This is a genomic window from Chryseobacterium sediminis (assembly GCF_008386505.1).
GTDB lineage: Bacteria > Bacteroidota > Bacteroidia > Flavobacteriales > Weeksellaceae > Chryseobacterium > Chryseobacterium sediminis.
Genome location: NZ_VUNZ01000002.1, coordinates 473,137 through 490,997 on the forward strand (window position 1 = coordinate 473,137; position 17,861 = coordinate 490,997).

Genomic DNA, 17,861 nt, shown 5'->3' on the forward strand with positions numbered 1-17,861 from the left:
TAAAAATAATAATCATGTCTAAAATTGAAAACAACAACCCAATGACAGTAGAAGAAGTGTTAAGACTTAGAACTGTTAAAGCAAAATCAACTGAAAAACCGTCAGCAATTGAAAAATTATTCAGCCAGGCTCCTGCCATGGAAACCATCAACGGTAGAACTTTTCCGAAAGGGATGAAAACAATAGGAATGCCTATGGATGAAAAAACAGCTGAGATCCGATCACTGGAAACCGATCATTTCTACCCTACTCATGCTGATTTTGAATACAATCCAAAACTAGAACCGAAAAGAGACCGTAAACCAAAATTCATTGACAGAGATTCTTTTCTGACTCCGGAAAATGCAAGAACAATTTTCGGAGCTGATCAAAGAAAAGTATATAATTCTACAGCCTATCCATGGAGATGTGTAGGTAGAGTTGAAAGTTCTTTAGGCTCAGGAAGTGGTGTAATGATTGGACCAAGACACCTTCTTACATGTTCTCATATTGTTGACTGGCAGCCTAATAACACAACCGGATGGCTGAAGTTCACTCCAATGTATTACAACGGAAGCGCTCCTTACGGAACTGCCTGGGGTACATTAACTTATTATAAGTACAAAGTAGCAGGCCCTTCTATTGATTCAACAGAAATACAATACGATTATGTGGTGATTGTATTAGACAGACCTATCGGAAACAGCACAGGATGGCTAGGCTCAAAATCCTACTCTGACTCATGGGATGGAGGTGCTTACTGGACTCACGCTGGATATCCGGGAGACCTTACAGGAACTCAAAGACCAACATACCAAACAGGAATCGCTCTGGATGGAGATTTCTGGAGTGCTGATGACAACGAAAGCATGAGCCATAAGGCAGATATATGGCCTGGACAAAGCGGAGGCCCTTTCTGGGGATATTGGGATGGCTCTCCGTATGCTGTGGCTACACAAAGTGCCCACAACCCAAGCGATAATTTTGCAAGTGGCGGCTCAGATTTAGTAAATCTGGTCATCAGAGCAAGAAATGAACATCCTTAATTTTTTTTAGTTTCAATCAAAGCCTGCCTTTCGGGGTAGGCTTTTTTATTTAGGGTTATGTAATTTTTAAAAGAATATGATTAATTCTACTCATTATTTTTATCCTAAAGCTCTTCTGATTTTGAAGCATTTTTAACTAATCCGTCTTAGTATTCTCAATATTTTAATACATTTGTTTAAAACATATCTCAGATGAATTTCGAGCAGATCAATTTACACCTTGAAGCCTACAAAGAACACAACCAGATTCTGGATGCAGCAAAATATCTGATCCATTCTTTTGACCTGGAACATGAAAATTTCGCAGGGTTCGGATTCAGGGATGAGCTTTCTCCTACTTCAATGCTTCTTACAGCAGAAGGTGATCTGGGAGGACCGCAAACGGTGATGATCCCGAGAAATTTATTTGATTTTGACCTGAACCTTGTTCTGAACATGGTGGCTCATGAAATGCTTCATGTAAGGCAGAAAGCTCCCGGACAGGTAATTGAAGACAAAAATGAAAGAGAATTTCAGGCCTATTATGAAATGCTTTTTCACAAGGTTTTTCCACAAATTCCTGAGGTTTCAGATTTTCATAAAAAATTCTTCGGGGGAAAAGCTCTGGAGTATTACAAAAGAATGGGTGAAGGCTCAGTCTTACAGCAAAAATATGCAGAACAGAAAACAGAAGTAGAACATTTAATCAACGAATTACCATGACAGTAAAACCAGATATCACCTGGGCTGATTTTGAAAAAATAGACATCAGATGCGGAACCATTCTTTCAGTAAATGATTTTGAAAAAGCAAGAAACCCATCTTACCAGCTGGAAATAGACTTTGGAGATTTAGGAATCAGAAAATCTTCTGCTCAGATTACCTCTCTTTACGAAAAAGAGGAACTTGTTGGAAAACAAATCTTAGCGGTAGTTAATTTCCCTAAAAAACAGATTGCCAATTTCTTCAGTGAATGTCTTGTGCTGGGATTATATGGTGAAGACAAAAGTGATGTCACTCTTTTAACCCCTTCACTTCCTACAAAAAACGGGATGCAGGTAGGATAAATTCAACAAAACACAATATGATACAGAACATACCTTTAGAAAGAGTTTTATTCCTTGATATTGAGACCGTTCCTCAGGCCGGATCCTGGGATGATTTATCCGAAACAGAGCAATATTTATGGGACAAAAAGACAAAATTTCAGAGAAAAGAAGAGGTCTCAGCAGAAGAGTTTTATGACAGAGCCGGTATTATGGCCGAGTTTGGAAAAATCATCTGTATCTCCATCGGAATGCTTGAAAAGAATGAGACTCTAAAAATAAAAAGCTTTTCCGGACATGATGAAAAGAAAATGCTTCAGGAATTTGGTGAAATCTTCAACAGCCCAAGACTTCACAATGTGATTCTCTGCGCTCACAATGGAAAAGAATTTGATTTCCCATGGATTGCCAGACGATACCTTATCAACGGAATGCTCCCTCCTGCTCCGTTTCAGATGTTTGGAAAGAAACCCTGGGAGGTTCCTCACATAGATACTATGGAACTGTGGAAGTTTGGGGATTATAAAAGTTTTGTATCACTGGAATTACTGGCTCATGTCTTTGGAATTCCTACTCCGAAAGATGATATTGACGGCTCAATGGTTTCATCAATTTACTACATAGAAAAAGACTTGCAGAGAATTGTAGACTATTGTGAAAAAGATGTCTTAACTTTGGCAAATATTTTCCGGCGGATGCGTCAGGAAGATTTGTTGAAAAGGAATATCAATCTAGATTAAAAAATGAAATTTACAGACGATCAAATTGCTGACATTGGTGAGGAAATCATTGGTGTACTGAAAACCGTATATGACCCCGAAATTCCGGTAGATATTTACGAATTAGGACTCATTTACGATGTTCAGATCTCCGATGATGCTGACGTAAAAATTATAATGACCCTTACTACTCCCAACTGTCCTGTTGCAGAAACACTTCCTCAGGAAGTAAAAGATAAAGTGGCTGAAGTAGAGAACGTAAAAAGTGTAGATTTAGAGTTGACTTTTGAACCGAGCTGGAACAAGGATATGATGAGTGAAGAGGCGAAGTTTGAACTGGGAATGCTTTAATTACTCTTAACAATATAAAACCCCGAAAGAATTATTTTTCGGGGTTTTTGCTTTTAAATATCTTTTGCTATTTCCTTTCCTTCTCTTCTGCTCCATTCACTCCATGAACCTACATACAAATCAGGAATTGGAAAGCCTGCATAATCCAGGGCTAAAATAGTATGACACGCAGTAACTCCAGATCCACAGTGAATGATCAGATGCTCAGGCTTATTCTTTAATAACTTCTCATATTTTTCTTTCAAAACTTCCGGGCTCAGAAAGTTTCCGTTTTCATCAAGATTTTCTGAAAAAGGAATATTAATCGCTCCGGGAATATGCCCTGCAACCAGATCAATAGGTTCAGATTCACCTTTATAACGATAGGCATCTCTTACGTCAATAACAGCAGAAGAATTGTTTTCAATCTCATTTTCAACACCTTCCAGACTTGAAACAGGAAGACCCCAATGATCTTTTTTGATTAAAGAGGCTTTATCAAATACTTCTTCTCCTGAAGAGAACTCCAGCCCGTTTTTCTCTGCCGCTTGTATTCCGCCATCAAGAACCTGCACTTTTTCAAAACCAAAAGATCTTAACATCCACCAGGCTCTTGCTGCTGCATTTGAAGCATTTTTATCGTCATAGACAACAATATGGGCCTCTTCTGAAATCCCAAGATCCGAAAGGGTTTCAGCAAACTTTTCTACGGAAGGAAGCGGGTGTCTTCCCCCAAAAGCAGCATTTTCTCCTATCTCTGCCAGATCTTTATCCAGATCAATGAATCTGGCTCCTTTAATATGTTTTTCAAGGTAGCTTTGCTTTACATCCTTTCCTGTTCTTGCATCAAGAATGACAAGATTTTCTGTTGGAAGATTTTTGAATTCGGATGGTGAGATTATTGGAGACATTTTGTTGATTTTGGAATTAATACTAGATATGACTATGGACACATTAAGACAAATAGTTCAGTTGTATTTTTGTCATTCCGTAGGAATCTTAATTTCGTTATTGAAAAAGATAATCTGGATTCCTACGGAATGACAAATTGAACGTTGCACCATCTTAAGATCTATTTAAGTTGCTAGATCTGTGAAACTTATGATGTTTTCTTTTTAAAAATGAAAAATATCTTTCGCTTTATTGTAAGAACTTTCAAAGTTCAGGAGATTCAGTTTATGCTCTGCTTTTTCAACACTCATAAAATTGATTACCTGCTCAGTGGGCATATTTCCTACAAGATCATCTTTTGCCATAGGACACCCTCCGATTCCTTTAATAGCACTGTCAAATCTTCTGCAGCCTTGATCATAAGCCGCTTTTAATTTTGAATAAGAATCTTCATAACGGTTATGAAAATGTCCTCCGAAATTGATTTCAGGATATTTTGAAGGTATTTTTTCAAACAAAAGAGCAATTGTTTCCGGAGTTGCCACTCCTGTTGTATCAGACAATAAGATATCTTTTAATCCGATATCTGAAAATCTTTGTGCCCAATGGTCAACATCTTCCCATTTCCACATTTCTCCGTATGGATTTCCAAAAGCCATGGAGAAATAGATATTCAGCTGCTTTCCTTCACTTTTTACCAGTTCAAGCATCTTAATAATTTCATCAAAAGCTTCTTCCTGGCTTTTATTGGTATTTCTGTGCTGAAAAGTTTCGGAAATCGAGAACGGAAAACCAAGAATATCAACAGATTGGTGTTTCAATGCTTTTTCGGCTCCTCTATAGTTACCGATAATCGCGGAAACTTTTGTCTTTGAACGTGATTTGTCTATATTTTCAGCCACCTCATCAGAGTCAGCCATCTGTGGAATTGCTTTTGGTGAAACAAAACTCAGACAATCCAATACATCAAAGCCAACATCCATCAAGGAGTTGATATAATCTATTTTTTTATCGGTAGGGATAAACTCTCCCCATCCCTGCATAGCATCTCTAGGACATTCGGTAAGAAACATTGTTACTTTTTGATTTTCTCAAATATAATAAAACTAAACTACTTAGTATACTGTACATACAAAGCTAACACTATTTTGATTTTCAAATATTTATATCTGATTTATAATTTCAATAACTGATATTAAATCGCAAATAAGGTATTCTCAGCATCAAATTTGCTAACTTTGTTAAAATTTATGATATCTGATGAGTACAATAGAATTCAACCCATTGTGGAAAGAAAAATTACTGAACCGTTTTCTTAGTTATGTAAAAATATATTCAACCAGCGATGCAGAGAGTGAAACTACACCTTCTACTCCCCGCCAGTGGGATATTGCCAATTACATCACTGAAGAACTGAAAACTATCGGTCTGGAAAATGTTTCAATTGATGAGCATGGTTATATTATGGGATATGTTCCTTCTAACCTTGAAAATGATGACAGACCTACCATCGGATTTATTTCACACTATGATACTTCACCAGACTTCAGTGGAGAAAATGTAAAGCCTCAGGTTTGGGAAAATTATGATGGAAATGATCTTCTTTTGAACCAGACTACGGGATTCACATTATCTCCTGCAAGATTTGAAAGTTTAAAAAAATATATTAGCCAGACATTAATTACTACTGACGGAAATACTCTTCTTGGAGCTGATGATAAAGCAGGTTGTGCGGAGATTGTAACGGCTGCCGAATATCTTATCGCTCATCCGGAGATCAAACACGGAAGAATTGCTATAGGATTTACTCCGGACGAAGAAATTGGAAGAGGAGCACATAAATTTGATGTAGCTAAATTTGGTGCAGAATGGGCGTATACAATGGACGGCGGAGAAGTTGGAGAACTGGAATATGAAAACTTTAATGCTGCAGGAGCTGTGGTAAAGATCCACGGATTGAGCGTTCACCCGGGTTATGCTTACGGAAAAATGATTAATGCAGCTCTTTTAGCGGCTGAATTTGCTCAAATGCTTCCGGCTAATGAAACTCCATCCACCACAAAAGGGTTTGACGGATTCTATCATTTAATGGATATCACTGCTGATATTTCTGAAGCAAAACTTCAATACATCATCCGTGATCATGACGCAGATAAATTTGAAGCCAGAAAGAAATTCATGGAGGAAAAAGTAGCAGAATTCAACCAAAAACATGGTGAAGGAACTGCTGAAGTGGAGATCAAAGAGCAATACAGAAATATGAAGCAGCAGTTTGAAGGTAAAATGCACATTGTAGATCTTGCGGCAAAAGCAATGACCGAAGCAGGTATTGAGCCTAAAATCAAAGCCATTAGAGGTGGTACAGATGGCGCTCAGCTTTCTTATATGGGACTTCCTTGCCCGAATATTTTCGCAGGAGGAATTAACTTCCATGGACCATATGAGTACGTAGCTTTGGAAAGTATGGAAAAAGCAACTGAAGTAATTATTAATATTGTAAAAGCTTAATAAATCATGAAAAAGGTCTTAGCATCAGCATTCATTTTCACTTTTATTTTCAGCAATGCCCAGATTTCTGAGTTTCAAAGGGCAGATTCACGCTATGAAAGAAAGAAAACGGCTCTGTATAACAAATATCCTAAGCCTAATGATTTAAGAACGAAGAAAGAATGGCTTTTGACAGAAGATAAAATAGCGGCTTACAAAGATGCTTTAGATAAGGCCTCTCTTGAAGATAAGAAAATGATTGCTGCAGATCCTCCCGCAAAAGCAAAAGTTACTAAAGACGCTGAATATGATAAAGGCAGAGCTGCCTTTCAAAAATTATTATATGAAGCTGTTGATCTTGACTTTTTAAACTTTTCTTCAGAAACCTACAAAGCAACAATCACTTTTGTTGTTGATTCTAAAGGAAATGCTCTTGATCCTAACGTAAAAGGAAATAATGAAGATGTAAATGCATTTATTGAGGCGGCTTTTTACCGCATAAAAGATAAAGGCAAGTGGAAACCGGCAGAAGATAAGGGAAAACCCGTCTCCTCAAGTGTTTCTATTCCATTAGCATTGAATTTTAAAAAATAATATACAAAAACCCGCTATTCTGATAGCGGGTTTTATTTTTCATATAATAAAAACATAATTAAAGATCATTATGCTGTTGATGTTAATTTAACACAATTCTTTTGTAAGTTTTAAATAATTCACCTAATTTTGATTAAACCTTAAAATCACTTTATATGAAAATGAAATCCAACCACTTTAAAATCAACAGAAATCTTTACTTTTCTTTTCTTTTATCTATTTTCTGTCTGCTTATTTTAACGTCTTGTTCTCAGGATGATCCGGCGGATCTTCCTACTGAAAAACCTATAGAGTCTGCTTCTATGAAGACTTTGGGAAACCTGACTTTACAGAAGAATGTTATTATTCTTAATGATGAGTCAGTAAATGCAATTTCTGCTCATAATGACGGAGAAATTACGTTTAGCCGTATGACTCCGCAAACTGACAGTATTTCTATAGGAACTGTTATTGTAGGGACTAAGATAGAAGGTGATCAGGTGAACACCATTCTTTCAAAAGTAAGTTCTGTTTCAAAATTGAATAACCAATTCAAAGTACAGACTTCAAGCGCGAAACTTGAAGAGTTTATCTACAGCGGAACATTAAGCGGTGTGTATGATCCATCAGGAAAAGCTCCCGTTAATATCGATGGAAAAATGGTTAACTACATTCCTGTAGAAGGTATGGTTTCTGAGCAAATCAACCAAAGAATACATTCTATCGAAGCGAAAAACCTTCAAAACCAGAAATTAATTACCTTCAACCGTTATAATTTCAATAAAACCTTTTCATTTCCTTTATCTTCAGCGGGAACATCCAGTGTGAATGTAAAAGGAGGATTTACGCCAAAGATTGATTATAATATCACATTCTCATGGGGGCATTTGTCCAACTTCTATGTTAACCTCATCATGGATGACATCAAACTTCAGAGTTCTGCCAGTATTGTAGGAAGCCTGGCCTACACCGCAAGCACAACAGACTATCTGAATATCCCTATCGTTCCTATCGTCCTGGGACCTACAGGACTGATCTTAAGCCCAACCCTTTCTGCCGGACCTTTTCTGGGAGTACAGGCTACAGGAAAAGTACAGGCTCAGCTTTTGGATCTTGAGGGAAATGCTAACTTTTTAGTAAGCAAGAATCCAGAGATTAACATTAATCTTCAAAAGAAATCAGAACCTACCATCACTGTTGCAGAGGGAAATTTATCTGCTGAAGGTGGTTTAGAAGCAAAAGGAGCTGTAGGGCTGATGTTTCTTACCATTCCTATTGCCAACTCAGGTTTAAAAGGAAGAGCTTCTGCCCTTTCATCTTTAGGCTTAACAATTGTTCCTCAAAGAAAAGGAGTGATTTCTGTAAAAGGTAAAATCCAGGCTGATATGTTCTATGGTTTTGGAATCGCTCCTTTAAGATATGAAGGAACTATTCCTCTTTTTACCAAAGAACGTATGCTGTATCAGAAGGAATTCAGTTTTTAATGCACAACATTCTATCTATCATAAGGAAGCCACTCTTGCAGTGGCTTTTCTTCTCATAAAATACGTGCACATAATTCATTTACAATTCATTAAGACAATTTTATTATATTTACAAGAATGTACAATTTTAAACAATAACATTTAATACCAACTTAATCATGAAAACAATGAAAAAACTTTTGAGAAAGGACTTATCTACAATTTTAGGCAACGGAATAGACGGCTGTCATATGGGAGGCAACTCTTATAATTGTCAGGACGACTGCCAATGTGCATGGGGATATGCCTGTGAAATGTATGAAGATGGAAATCCCGGACAATGTATCGCTGTAGGCGGAGGCGGAAACCCAGGCGGCGGAGGGTGCAATCCCCCTTCTATCTGTGAAGAACAACCTTATTAGTAATAGCAAACCGGAAGTAGTGATACTTCCGGTTTTTATTTTCATCCGGAAACGGGTCTTGGTCAAAACATTTCTGCCATTCATCAAATAAAATTTCATACTGCGTTTCATCATTGTTGTTTTGCATCAGATTTTTAACACAATTAATTATGAAGCAGCAATTTTTAGCTCTGAGTTCACTGTTATTATGCATCTCTTGCACTGTAGAAACTAAAGCACAGCAGGCTCCGGCTTTTCACATTGGGGTAAAGGGAGGGGCAAACTTTACAAAAATATCACCGGAATCTTCGTCTCTGGAAGGGAAATACGGATTCGGCTATCAGGCAGGAGTAATGACAAGAATGGATTTCGGAAAGCTGTATATACAAGGAGAAGCTCTATTCAACAAAAGGAAGACATCATACACCTCCCAAGACGGAAGCTCTTCAAAACTTTCCTGGAACGCTATTGATATTCCTGTAGTGGCAGGATATAAATTTATTAAAACTGATGAATTTAATGTAAGAGCGTTTGCAGGAGGTGTTTACAGCTATGCCTTTAATAATAATTTATCTTCTTCCAGGGCTTTGCAGGAAGGTTTTAAAAAGTTTGACAAATCTAATATCGGAATTACAGGAGGTATCGGGGTAGATTATAAAAACTTCACGGTAGATCTCAGGTATGAAACAGGTCTTTCAAGCATCAGTAAAGAGTTTAAGTCCAAACCCCACAGTTTTTCCCTGGGAATAGGTTATTTCCTGTTCTAAAAACTTAAATTATCTTTACCGTTAGAAACTGTTTTCCCTGCAGTTTCTAATTTTGCATTTATTTACCTGATCTTCACCATGATAAATTTCGTTGTTTTCAGAAAGCATATTTTCGTTATCCTATTCTGGCTCGTCTTTGCTGTTGCCATCTGGATTAATTTCCAGGCGACATCTGACAATATTACCGCTGTTTTTCAGACACTTGTATTAAGCATAACTTCATTTTTTTTCACTCATTTCCTAACGACAAAGCTCCTTCCAAAAGCGCTGCGTTCTAAAAAGATGGGAGTATTTCTGATTCAGGCAACGGTTATTATTTTTGCTCTAAGTTTTATCTATTCTCTTATATTCACTTATATTGAAGGAAGTAATAGAACTGTTCTCCCTCCCAATTTCTCAGACCACGCTCCTCTTCTATGGAAAGGTTTTTATCTCGCGCTGCCTGCTTCTTTTCTGATTAACGGTGCTGCCTGTGGGGTCAAATTTTATCAGGAACATGGGAAAATAGAACGTGATCATATTCTTCTTCAGCAGGCGCATCTGGAAAACCAGCTCAAATTGCTCCAGGATCAGATTAATCCACATGTAGTCTTTAATATTCTGAATCATATTCATATTCTGATGAGAAATGATATCAAACTTGCAGATTATCTGCTTCTTAAATTTTCTGATATTTTGCGTTATCAGCTGTATCACTGTAATCAGAATCTGGTCTCTCTGGATAAAGATATTGAACATGTTCAGAACCTTGTAGAAGTGGAAAAATTAAGATGGGGCAACGAACTGGATGTCAATACTTCTTGGGAATTAAGTCATAAAAACTTGTTTATAGCACCTCTTCTTCTGGTTCCTTTTATTGAAAATGCTTTTAAATATGTCTGCAGGCTTCCCGGCCACAAAGGATACATTATGATTTCATGCAGGGAAAAAGACAATACGCTTTCTTTTTATATTGAAAACTCCTACTCAGAGATGATAAGCCATAAAAAGAAGGATGGTGTGGGAGGAATAGGTCTTGAAAATGTAAAAAAACGCCTGAAATTGCAATATCCTGATGCTCATGATTTAAAAATTGAATCAGATCATCATGTTTTCAAAATATCTTTAACCTTACAACTTTCTGACCGCCATGAGTAATACGATTCCCAAAATGAAATGCCTGATTATAGATGATGAACCTCTGGCGAGATTCCACCTTAAAGAACTCGCCGGTCAAATAGATTTTTTATCGGTTGAAGATACATGCGCCACCGCACTGGAAGCAGACACCAAAGTAAAGGAAAACGAAATAGATCTTCTTTTCCTTGATATCAATATGCCTTATCTTACCGGTCTGGAATTTCTGGAACAGCTTGAAAATCCACCGTTATGTATCCTTACCACAGCCTATTCTGAATATGCTTTGGAGGGGTTCCGTTTACAGGTAGTGGATTATCTTTTAAAACCCATTGCCTTTAACCGTTTTTATCAGGCGGTAAATAAAGCGCAGCAACAGTTTATCATCAGTGAAAAATTGAAAAAGAATACATCTCTGGATGATCCTTTTCTCTATGTGAGGCAGTCTGATACTTTTATTAAGGTTTCCTGGGTAGATATTCTGTACATTGAAAGTATGCAGAATTACACCAAGCTTCATTTTAAAGATAAGTCACTTACTATTCATCAGACGATGAAAGCCATTGAGGAATCTCTTCCTTCAGATCATTTTTTCAGGATTCACAAATCTTACCTCATCAATATTACCCATATTGATATGATCTCCGGAGGGCGGCTTTTCATTAATAAAATTGAACTTCCCATTTCCCGTACCCGAAAAGAAGAATTACTTAATCAGGTGGTATATAAGAAATTAATAAGTAAATAGCAGAAAGAGAGAAGCCGGAAGTTGAGGGTTATCAGATTCCCCGCCTCCGGCATTTCTTATGGCAGATTCCAGCGCAGTGATACTGCAGCATAGAATGTACTTGCAAATCTTGGATCCGCAATTTTTTTGTCTCTGAAAATACTGCTGATTTTCCTATCATTTTCGCTGAAACTTCTCAGTATCGCGGTTCCTCCTGTGAGACGTAGCGTAAGTTTATCATTGATTTTCAATTCTGGTCTGAGTCCTGCAGTAATCTGCTGATAACCCAGAAGCATAGATTTTCCGCCTACATTTCTCTCTGCCGTCATCCCGTTGAGATCTACAACAGCTTTTAAAGCAAATTTGTCTGAAAACAGATAACCGGCTTCCATACCTTGCGGGAAATTGATGTTGAATTTAATTTTTCCGTTAGTCTTCCAATCAAAATAGATCCATGGTAAAATCATAGGAACTCCAAAAGCAGTGGTAAGCACCGGCCCTCCTCCCAATGAAAGATTAGGGTTAAAATGTCTGATAAACAAAATTCCTCCCTGCCCCAGCACATCATCAAAACTGACTCTTTCAAGGTCTGTATACACTCCCACGGATGCAGTCATCATCATACTCCACTTTTTGCCTAAAGGTCTCATGTGCTGTATTCCGATTTGTGCATTCAACATCTCATCCGGAAATAACTGAGTTTCGTAATTTTTGTGGGACATCTTTGCATAAGATCCGCTCAGAAGCATAGACCAGGATCTTACTTTCCCATCAGTATCCTTTTTTACGGATAACGGAATACTCAGGTTAAGATCTATTCTTTTAAAATCGCTTTTAGAATTCGTCTTTGTACTGTCTTCGGGGCGGATATAGCTGGAGCCCGGAATATATTCTGTTTTCAGCTCCGCAGAGAGTCCAGATTGTGCATTTACCCAATATCCTAACGGCAATAAACAACATAAAGCCGTCGAAAAGGTTCTTTTCATATTTTAAATTTTATGCAAAGAGAACCCTTTCGCTATTTTTCACAAAAATTACTTGATTAAGTGTCCGGATTGTATGACAACAGGATCAAATAAGAGGATTAATTTTCAATATATTATTCTGTTATATGACTGTAGGTATCTAAACTGTTGCTTTTTGAGAGTTAAAAATGCGGTATCCGAACCAAACTGCTATTAATGCCATTGCGGAACGTGTTACCACCATCGGAATGATAGAATCTGCTTCTAAAAGACCAATCAGTCCTGATATTAAGAATGTAACCATCAGCTGCATAAATCCCAATAATGCAGCCGCTGTTCCTCTCCCTTCTTTAAACGGAGACAATGCATGGGCAGACGTGATAGGAAACAAAATACCAATAGCCAGTAATGAAAGATAAAGCATTGCAATTTCCAGGGCTACGGAAAGGTTTTCTGCCGCAATGAGAATATGAAGGGAACATACAACCAGTAATACAATGGTAGCAGAAAATAACAGTACTGAGTTGCTTATTCTTTTAATCAGCTTAGGCGTAATATAGGCTGCAGTGATCAATGCCAATGAATTAAAAGCAAATATAAAACTAAATGTACTGCTCGAAAATCCATGGATCTCCATGAATAAGAATGGTGCATTTGAAATGTAAATAATCAAGGATGCAAACGCAATACTTCCTACCATGGTACTGTTGATAAAATCTCTATTTGAAATGATCATTTTCAACTGTTCTTTTAATCCTTTTTCATCCACACGTTCATCATCGGAAAGATTAATTCTGGTATTGGTTTCCGGTACATATTTATACACCATGAAGAATGTGATCAGACCCATGATACATAAAAAGGCGAACGAACTGTTCCAGCCCCAGAACTTAAGGAATACACTTCCTAATAGCGGAGCCACAATGGGAGCAATACCACTGATCTGAGACTGCTGGGAAAAGATAGTAACCGATTTTTGTTTATCATAAAGATCAATAATGATCGCTCTGCCAATAACAATTCCTGCACTTCCTCCGAATGCCTGCAGAAAACGCATGGCCCATAGCACATAAATATCGGATGTAAAATAAATGGCTGTTGCTCCTATAATAAAAAGCAAAAGTCCGCAGTATAACATAGGTTTTCGGCCTTTTTTATCAGATAAAGGCCCCCATAGCAACTGTCCGAAAGCAAACCCGGCAAAAAACACAGAAATGGATACCTGAATATGCCCGATATCGGTATTAAAAATCTTCGCCATACTTGGGAAGGCGGGAAGGTAAAGATCTATACTTAGTGACTCCAATGTGTTGAGCAGTGCTAAAATAAACACCACAATATTCAAATTCTTCTTCATAAATAACATAAGCCTTCACAGGCGGTTTTCAGCTGCAAAGTTGCTGTAAAAAGCATTATATTTCAATAAAAGAACTGAAGGAATTATAGGACAAACTGAAGATTTATATACAACAACAAATAAAAAAAGTTATTTTAACCTCATTATTATAGTAAATATTGAAGATTATCTTTTTTCATTATTCTTAAAATTGTCAGGATTTTGATGAGTATGTTTCTTGAAAAACCTTGAAAAATATGAAGCATCGTTAAAACCTAGTTTAAAAGCAATTTCTTTCACCGTGAGAGCCCCAAAGCTAAGTTCTCTCTTAGCTTCCAGGATAAGGCGCTGGGAAATCATTTTTTTTACTGTTGTTCCTCTCAAAAGGCGTACAATATCATTAAGATGATGAGTACTTATCTTTAATTGATCAGCGTAGAAACCTGTTTCTTTTTGGACTATATAATGCTTCTCAATAAGCCCCACCAGTTCCTGAATGCGCTGACGGTCATTCAATAAAGGTTCCTGAGGGTGAATTTGCTCTCCGATGATGATACAAAATGCTTTCAGATATGCTTTTAAGAGTTCTGTTCTTGATGACGTTTTATATTCATGTTCTATCAGTGATAGAATTGTACTGCAGGTTTTTTCATTTTTGGGGTTTAAAAAAAAGGGAAGCTCTCCTCCTGTGAGTACCGATTCTATATCACAGGCCTCGTTGAAAATTTCCCTGCTTATTGCCATGGCATATCCCTCCTCTCCTTCCAGTTTCATATTGAATGCCTGCCCTGGTGCAATGATACAGATTTGATTGTTCTCAAGTTTATAACTTTCAAAATCCAGTTCCAAACGGCTGTTTTCATACACCTCCCTGAACCAGATAATTTCAAAAAAATTATGCCGGTGAACATCATGAAAATTCTCAGGGCCTGCTGCACTCAGCGTACTCATCTGAAATTCTTCGGAAGTCAGATGGTGAACCGGGATTTCTTTTTCGGACATAATCATCAGTGTATTGTAAAGCAATTAACTATAAACAAAAACCACAGCAAAAAAAGTGCTGCGGTTCTCTTACAATATTTAAAATTAAATATAATTTTTCGGTTTTATTGGTTTAAAAAAGCATCCCAACCCTGGGCCGTAAGTGCTACCAGCTGGTTTGATCCTCTTGCTACCATAAAGTTTCCTTCTTCTTTTTCTACGGCATGTCCTATAATAGTAAAATCCGGATGATTTTTAATTTTATCAAAATCATCTGGTGAAATTGTGAACAAAAGCTCATAATCTTCACCACCGCTTAAAGCAGTCATTACCGGATTCAAATTCATTTCATCTGCAGTAGAGATCGTAAGGTTGTCCAAAGGAACTTTTTCTTCATACAATCTGAATCCTACTTTTGACTGATCTGAAAGGTGTAGAATTTCGGAAGCCAGACCATCTGAAATATCAATCATAGAAGTTGGTTTTATACCCAGTTCCTCCAGAATCGTTTTAACGTCTGTTCTTGCTTCAGGTTTCAGCTGTCTTTCCAGGATATAATCGTAGCCTTCCATTTCCGGCTGCATATTAGGATCTGCAAGATATACCGCATGTTCTCTTTCAAGAATCTGTAAGCCCATGTAAGCACCTCCTAAATCTCCGGTTACTACAAGAAGATCATTTGGTTTTGCTCCGCTTCTTTTTACGATATTTTCTTCATTCTCAATTCCTACAGCGGTAATGCTCATTACCAATCCAGAATTGGAACTTGTAGTATCTCCTCCTATAAGATCAACTTTGTATCTTCCACAAGCAGCCTGAATTCCGGAATAGATTTCTTCTAAAGCTTCTACAGGAAAACGGTTTGACACTGCAAGGGAAACCAATATCTGTGTAGGAGTTGCATTCATTGCTGCAATATCACTAAGGTTTACTACTACAGCTTTATATCCTAAATGCTTCAAAGGAACATATCCTAAGTTGAAATGTACTCCTTCCGCCAATACGTCTGTTGTAAGAACTACTTTTTTGTTATCAGGGTTAATAACTGCCGCATCATCTCCTACCCCAAGCTCCGAAGATTCATTGGATAGCGGAAAATGCTCAGTCAAATGTTTTATAAGACCGAATTCTCCTAATTTTGAAATGGGAGTCAGCTCCTGTGATTTATCTTCAAACATAATTTTTGCTTATAAGTGATCATTGATAAATGATAATTGATCAACCATCATTCATCATTTATATATTAATTTCTGCCGGGTCAATATTGTGTGGATGGAAAGGGAATTTTTTGAAGTCTTCTTTCGATAGCACAACCGTCTCCGGGCTTTTATACTTATTCATTGCTTCCACTACATCATCTGGTGGAGTGGTCATTTTTCTAAGCATCATATCAATCCATACTCCTGTAGCTTCTGCAGTGGCACAGTGCATTCCATCAGATGTATAGAATTTGTGTACAAAACGGTAGATAGAAGAATCTTCTGCACAACCGTCTATTTCCACACTTACAATAACAATCTGATCTGCATAAATTTCTTTAAAGAAAGAATATCTTTCATGCAGGATAACAGGACCAATTCCCCATCTGCTTAGCTGGGTAACTCCCATTTTCTCTTTAGTCATAAAAGCCATTCTGGCTTGCGCACAATATTGTACATACGATGAATTGGCTAAGTGCTTATTAGCATCAAGATCGCTCCATCGCACTTCAAATTTATGGTAGAAAATCATTTTTGGTCTCGTTAAAATTATAATCTTCAAAAATACTCAAATAAGATGGTTTATAAAAATTGTACTTTTGAAAAAATAATCTTCCGCATAGGATTACATATACATGAAACAGATCATTATTATCGGAGGCGGTGCTGCAGGCTTTTTCTGTGCATCCAATCTAGACGAAAAGAAATATACAATTACGATTTTAGAACAGAACTCTGATGTCCTTCAGAAGGTTAAAATTTCCGGAGGCGGGCGCTGTAATGTAACCCACGCCTGTTTTGATCCCAGAGAGCTTGTTCAGTTTTATCCCCGTGGAAACAAGGAACTGTTGAGTGTTTTCAGTAAATTTCAGCCTGGCGACACCATGGAATGGTTTGACCAGCGTAATGTTCCGTTGAAAATTGAGAACGATAACAGAACTTTCCCTGAAAGCAACTCTTCTCAGACTATCATCAATACTTTTCTGAATGAAGCGCAAAAGAAAAATGTCTCTGTAAAAACAAAATGTACAGTAAAAGAGATTGAAAAGCAGGATGAAAAATATATTGTAAAGACCAATTCGGGGGATTTTGAGGCAGATTATATCGTATATACAACCGGAAGTTCTCCAAAATCTTTAAAAATGGTTGAAAATCTTGGCCATAAAATTGTAGATCTTGTCCCTTCCCTTTTTACATTCAATATTAAAGATGAATTGCTGAAAGATCTTCCGGGAACAAGCTTTGAAAATGCAGGAATTTCCATTCCGAAGCTAAAAACCGAGGAGAGCGGACCGCTCCTTATTACTCACTGGGGACTTTCCGGACCTGCCGTTCTGAAAATTTCCGCATGGGAAGCCATAAGTCTGGCAAAACTTAAATATAACTTTGAAATTGAAGTTAATTTTATTTCGATAGAAATGGATGAAGCAGAAGAAACCTTCCATAATTTTAAGCAAAGCAATCCTAAAAAGACCATTGGACAGTCTAAAATCTTTGATATTACCAACAGATTCTGGCAAAAGATTTTAGAGATTTCAAAAGTTGACCTCAACAAACAGGTGGCTAATATTTCCGGAAAGGAAATGCAGAAAATCCTTGAAAATCTTTGCAAGAAGAAGTTTCAGGTGACCGGAAAATCAACTTTCAAAGATGAGTTTGTAACGGCCGGAGGTGTTGATTTAAAGGAAATTAACTTTAAAAACATGTCTTCAAAATTACTCCCTAATTTCTATATTGCGGGAGAAGTATTAAATATAGATGCTGTGACAGGAGGTTTCAATTTTCAGGCATGCTGGAGTGAAGGCTGGCTGATTGCACAGGACCTCAATGCATTATAAAAAAGTATTATTTTTACT

20 protein-coding genes are annotated in these 17,861 nt (G+C 37.3%); 13 read left to right on the top strand and 7 right to left on the bottom strand.

All coding sequences use genetic code 11. The features are described from left to right. The first annotated feature begins 14 nt into the window (after window positions 1-14). The 5 genes from FW780_RS14195 to FW780_RS14215 all read left to right on the top strand — a co-directional run bounded on the left by FW780_RS14195 (window position 15) and on the right by FW780_RS14215 (window position 3,120). Complete coding sequence (locus FW780_RS14195; protein WP_149834176.1) at window positions 15-1,025, top strand: trypsin-like serine peptidase; 1,011 nt, start codon at window positions 15-17, stop codon at window positions 1,023-1,025. Window positions 1,026-1,217: 192 nt separating this feature from the next. Next, window positions 1,218-1,727, top strand: a complete 510-nt coding sequence (locus FW780_RS14200; protein ID WP_149834177.1) for a hypothetical protein — start codon at window positions 1,218-1,220, stop codon at window positions 1,725-1,727. Continuing rightward, the gene (locus tag FW780_RS14205) at window positions 1,724-2,071 is read left to right on the top strand and encodes a tRNA-binding protein (protein ID WP_149834178.1); all 348 of its coding nucleotides are present in this window, start codon (window positions 1,724-1,726) and stop codon (window positions 2,069-2,071) included. Before FW780_RS14200 ends, FW780_RS14205 begins: the two co-directional genes overlap by 4 nt. 17 nt (window positions 2,072-2,088) lie before the next feature. Beyond that, complete coding sequence (locus FW780_RS14210) at window positions 2,089-2,790, top strand: 3'-5' exonuclease (RefSeq protein ID WP_149834179.1); 702 nt, start codon at window positions 2,089-2,091, stop codon at window positions 2,788-2,790. 3 nt (window positions 2,791-2,793) lie between these two features. Next, window positions 2,794-3,120: an SUF system Fe-S cluster assembly protein gene (locus tag FW780_RS14215; RefSeq protein ID WP_034691980.1), complete on the top strand. Its 327-nt coding sequence runs from the start codon at window positions 2,794-2,796 to the stop codon at window positions 3,118-3,120. Window positions 3,121-3,173: 53 nt separating this feature from the next. Here FW780_RS14215 and FW780_RS14220 read toward each other — a convergent pair whose 3' ends face one another. Together FW780_RS14220 and FW780_RS14225 are read right to left on the bottom strand one after the other, a co-directional pair. Then, a complete protein-coding gene (locus tag FW780_RS14220) occupies window positions 3,174-4,010 on the bottom strand; it encodes a sulfurtransferase (RefSeq protein ID WP_149834180.1) in 837 nt (278 codons plus the stop codon). Between the two features lie 204 nt (window positions 4,011-4,214). Then, window positions 4,215-5,063, bottom strand: a complete 849-nt coding sequence (locus FW780_RS14225) for a hydroxymethylglutaryl-CoA lyase (protein WP_149834181.1) — start codon at window positions 5,061-5,063, stop codon at window positions 4,215-4,217. Window positions 5,064-5,250: 187 nt separating this feature from the next. Here FW780_RS14225 and pepT point away from each other — a divergent pair, with 187 nt between their 5' ends. The 7 genes from pepT (at window position 5,251) to FW780_RS14260 (ending at window position 11,545) form a co-directional block, all read left to right on the top strand. Continuing rightward, complete coding sequence (gene pepT / locus FW780_RS14230) at window positions 5,251-6,498, top strand: peptidase T (RefSeq protein WP_149834182.1); 1,248 nt, start codon at window positions 5,251-5,253, stop codon at window positions 6,496-6,498. A gap of 6 nt (window positions 6,499-6,504) precedes the next feature. After that, window positions 6,505-7,071 (top strand): energy transducer TonB, encoded by a 567-nt coding sequence (locus tag FW780_RS14235; RefSeq protein ID WP_149834183.1) that lies wholly within the window; start codon window positions 6,505-6,507, stop codon window positions 7,069-7,071. A 155-nt stretch (window positions 7,072-7,226) separates the two neighbouring features. Further along, complete coding sequence (locus tag FW780_RS14240) at window positions 7,227-8,534, top strand: hypothetical protein (RefSeq protein ID WP_149834184.1); 1,308 nt, start codon at window positions 7,227-7,229, stop codon at window positions 8,532-8,534. Between the two features lie 158 nt (window positions 8,535-8,692). After that, on the top strand, window positions 8,693-8,935 hold the full coding sequence (locus FW780_RS14245; RefSeq protein WP_167510716.1) for a hypothetical protein: 243 nt from the start codon (window positions 8,693-8,695) through the stop codon (window positions 8,933-8,935). A gap of 149 nt (window positions 8,936-9,084) precedes the next feature. Beyond that, complete coding sequence (locus FW780_RS14250; RefSeq protein WP_149834186.1) at window positions 9,085-9,681, top strand: porin family protein; 597 nt, start codon at window positions 9,085-9,087, stop codon at window positions 9,679-9,681. Window positions 9,682-9,759: 78 nt separating this feature from the next. Further along, window positions 9,760-10,818 carry a sensor histidine kinase gene (locus FW780_RS14255; RefSeq protein WP_149834187.1) on the top strand — a complete coding sequence of 353 codons (1,059 nt, stop codon included), beginning with the start codon at window positions 9,760-9,762 and terminating at the stop codon, window positions 10,816-10,818. Beyond that, window positions 10,811-11,545, top strand: a complete 735-nt coding sequence (locus FW780_RS14260; protein WP_149834188.1) for a LytR/AlgR family response regulator transcription factor — start codon at window positions 10,811-10,813, stop codon at window positions 11,543-11,545. The genes FW780_RS14255 and FW780_RS14260 overlap by 8 nt, the downstream gene beginning before the upstream one ends. A 56-nt stretch (window positions 11,546-11,601) precedes the next feature. Here FW780_RS14260 and FW780_RS14265 read toward each other — a convergent pair whose 3' ends face one another. The 5 genes from FW780_RS14265 to FW780_RS14285 form a co-directional block, all read right to left on the bottom strand. Further along, window positions 11,602-12,510: a DUF6268 family outer membrane beta-barrel protein gene (locus FW780_RS14265; protein ID WP_149834189.1), complete on the bottom strand. Its 909-nt coding sequence runs from the start codon at window positions 12,508-12,510 to the stop codon at window positions 11,602-11,604. Window positions 12,511-12,649: 139 nt separating this feature from the next. Then, window positions 12,650-13,846 (bottom strand): multidrug effflux MFS transporter, encoded by a 1,197-nt coding sequence (locus FW780_RS14270; RefSeq protein ID WP_167510717.1) that lies wholly within the window; start codon window positions 13,844-13,846, stop codon window positions 12,650-12,652. A 165-nt stretch (window positions 13,847-14,011) separates the two neighbouring features. Next, on the bottom strand, window positions 14,012-14,827 hold the full coding sequence (locus FW780_RS14275; protein WP_167510718.1) for an AraC family transcriptional regulator: 816 nt from the start codon (window positions 14,825-14,827) through the stop codon (window positions 14,012-14,014). 104 nt (window positions 14,828-14,931) lie between these two features. Continuing rightward, a complete protein-coding gene (gene thiL, locus FW780_RS14280) occupies window positions 14,932-15,984 on the bottom strand; it encodes a thiamine-phosphate kinase (protein WP_149834192.1) in 1,053 nt (350 codons plus the stop codon). Window positions 15,985-16,042: 58 nt separating this feature from the next. Continuing rightward, the gene (locus FW780_RS14285) at window positions 16,043-16,537 is read right to left on the bottom strand and encodes an acyl-CoA thioesterase (RefSeq protein WP_149834193.1); all 495 of its coding nucleotides are present in this window, start codon (window positions 16,535-16,537) and stop codon (window positions 16,043-16,045) included. Window positions 16,538-16,640: 103 nt separating this feature from the next. Between FW780_RS14285 and FW780_RS14290 the strand changes: the two genes are divergently transcribed. Continuing rightward, complete coding sequence (locus FW780_RS14290) at window positions 16,641-17,843, top strand: BaiN/RdsA family NAD(P)/FAD-dependent oxidoreductase (protein ID WP_149834194.1); 1,203 nt, start codon at window positions 16,641-16,643, stop codon at window positions 17,841-17,843. Window positions 17,844-17,861 lie beyond the last annotated feature (18 nt).

What these genes read in the sequence shown, in the direction of transcription:
- FW780_RS14245 (WP_167510716.1), top strand. Translation starts at nt 8,693, where the DNA reads ATGAAAACAATGAAAAAACTTTTGAGAAAGGACTTATCTACAATTTTA.
- thiL (WP_149834192.1), bottom strand. Translation starts at nt 15,984, where the DNA reads ATGTTTGAAGATAAATCACAGGAGCTGACTCCCATTTCAAAATTAGGA.
- FW780_RS14290 (WP_149834194.1), top strand. Translation starts at nt 16,641, where the DNA reads ATGAAACAGATCATTATTATCGGAGGCGGTGCTGCAGGCTTTTTCTGT.
- FW780_RS14260 (WP_149834188.1), top strand. Translation starts at nt 10,811, where the DNA reads ATGAGTAATACGATTCCCAAAATGAAATGCCTGATTATAGATGATGAA.
- FW780_RS14235 (WP_149834183.1), top strand. Translation starts at nt 6,505, where the DNA reads ATGAAAAAGGTCTTAGCATCAGCATTCATTTTCACTTTTATTTTCAGC.
- FW780_RS14265 (WP_149834189.1), bottom strand. Translation starts at nt 12,510, where the DNA reads ATGAAAAGAACCTTTTCGACGGCTTTATGTTGTTTATTGCCGTTAGGA.
- FW780_RS14250 (WP_149834186.1), top strand. Translation starts at nt 9,085, where the DNA reads ATGAAGCAGCAATTTTTAGCTCTGAGTTCACTGTTATTATGCATCTCT.
- FW780_RS14210 (WP_149834179.1), top strand. Translation starts at nt 2,089, where the DNA reads ATGATACAGAACATACCTTTAGAAAGAGTTTTATTCCTTGATATTGAG.
- FW780_RS14205 (WP_149834178.1), top strand. Translation starts at nt 1,724, where the DNA reads ATGACAGTAAAACCAGATATCACCTGGGCTGATTTTGAAAAAATAGAC.
- FW780_RS14200 (WP_149834177.1), top strand. Translation starts at nt 1,218, where the DNA reads ATGAATTTCGAGCAGATCAATTTACACCTTGAAGCCTACAAAGAACAC.
- FW780_RS14255 (WP_149834187.1), top strand. Translation starts at nt 9,760, where the DNA reads ATGATAAATTTCGTTGTTTTCAGAAAGCATATTTTCGTTATCCTATTC.
- FW780_RS14195 (WP_149834176.1), top strand. Translation starts at nt 15, where the DNA reads ATGTCTAAAATTGAAAACAACAACCCAATGACAGTAGAAGAAGTGTTA.
- FW780_RS14240 (WP_149834184.1), top strand. Translation starts at nt 7,227, where the DNA reads ATGAAAATGAAATCCAACCACTTTAAAATCAACAGAAATCTTTACTTT.
- FW780_RS14275 (WP_167510718.1), bottom strand. Translation starts at nt 14,827, where the DNA reads ATGTCCGAAAAAGAAATCCCGGTTCACCATCTGACTTCCGAAGAATTT.
- FW780_RS14225 (WP_149834181.1), bottom strand. Translation starts at nt 5,063, where the DNA reads ATGTTTCTTACCGAATGTCCTAGAGATGCTATGCAGGGATGGGGAGAG.
- pepT (WP_149834182.1), top strand. Translation starts at nt 5,251, where the DNA reads ATGAGTACAATAGAATTCAACCCATTGTGGAAAGAAAAATTACTGAAC.
- FW780_RS14215 (WP_034691980.1), top strand. Translation starts at nt 2,794, where the DNA reads ATGAAATTTACAGACGATCAAATTGCTGACATTGGTGAGGAAATCATT.
- FW780_RS14270 (WP_167510717.1), bottom strand. Translation starts at nt 13,846, where the DNA reads ATGAAGAAGAATTTGAATATTGTGGTGTTTATTTTAGCACTGCTCAAC.
- FW780_RS14285 (WP_149834193.1), bottom strand. Translation starts at nt 16,537, where the DNA reads ATGATTTTCTACCATAAATTTGAAGTGCGATGGAGCGATCTTGATGCT.
- FW780_RS14220 (WP_149834180.1), bottom strand. Translation starts at nt 4,010, where the DNA reads ATGTCTCCAATAATCTCACCATCCGAATTCAAAAATCTTCCAACAGAA.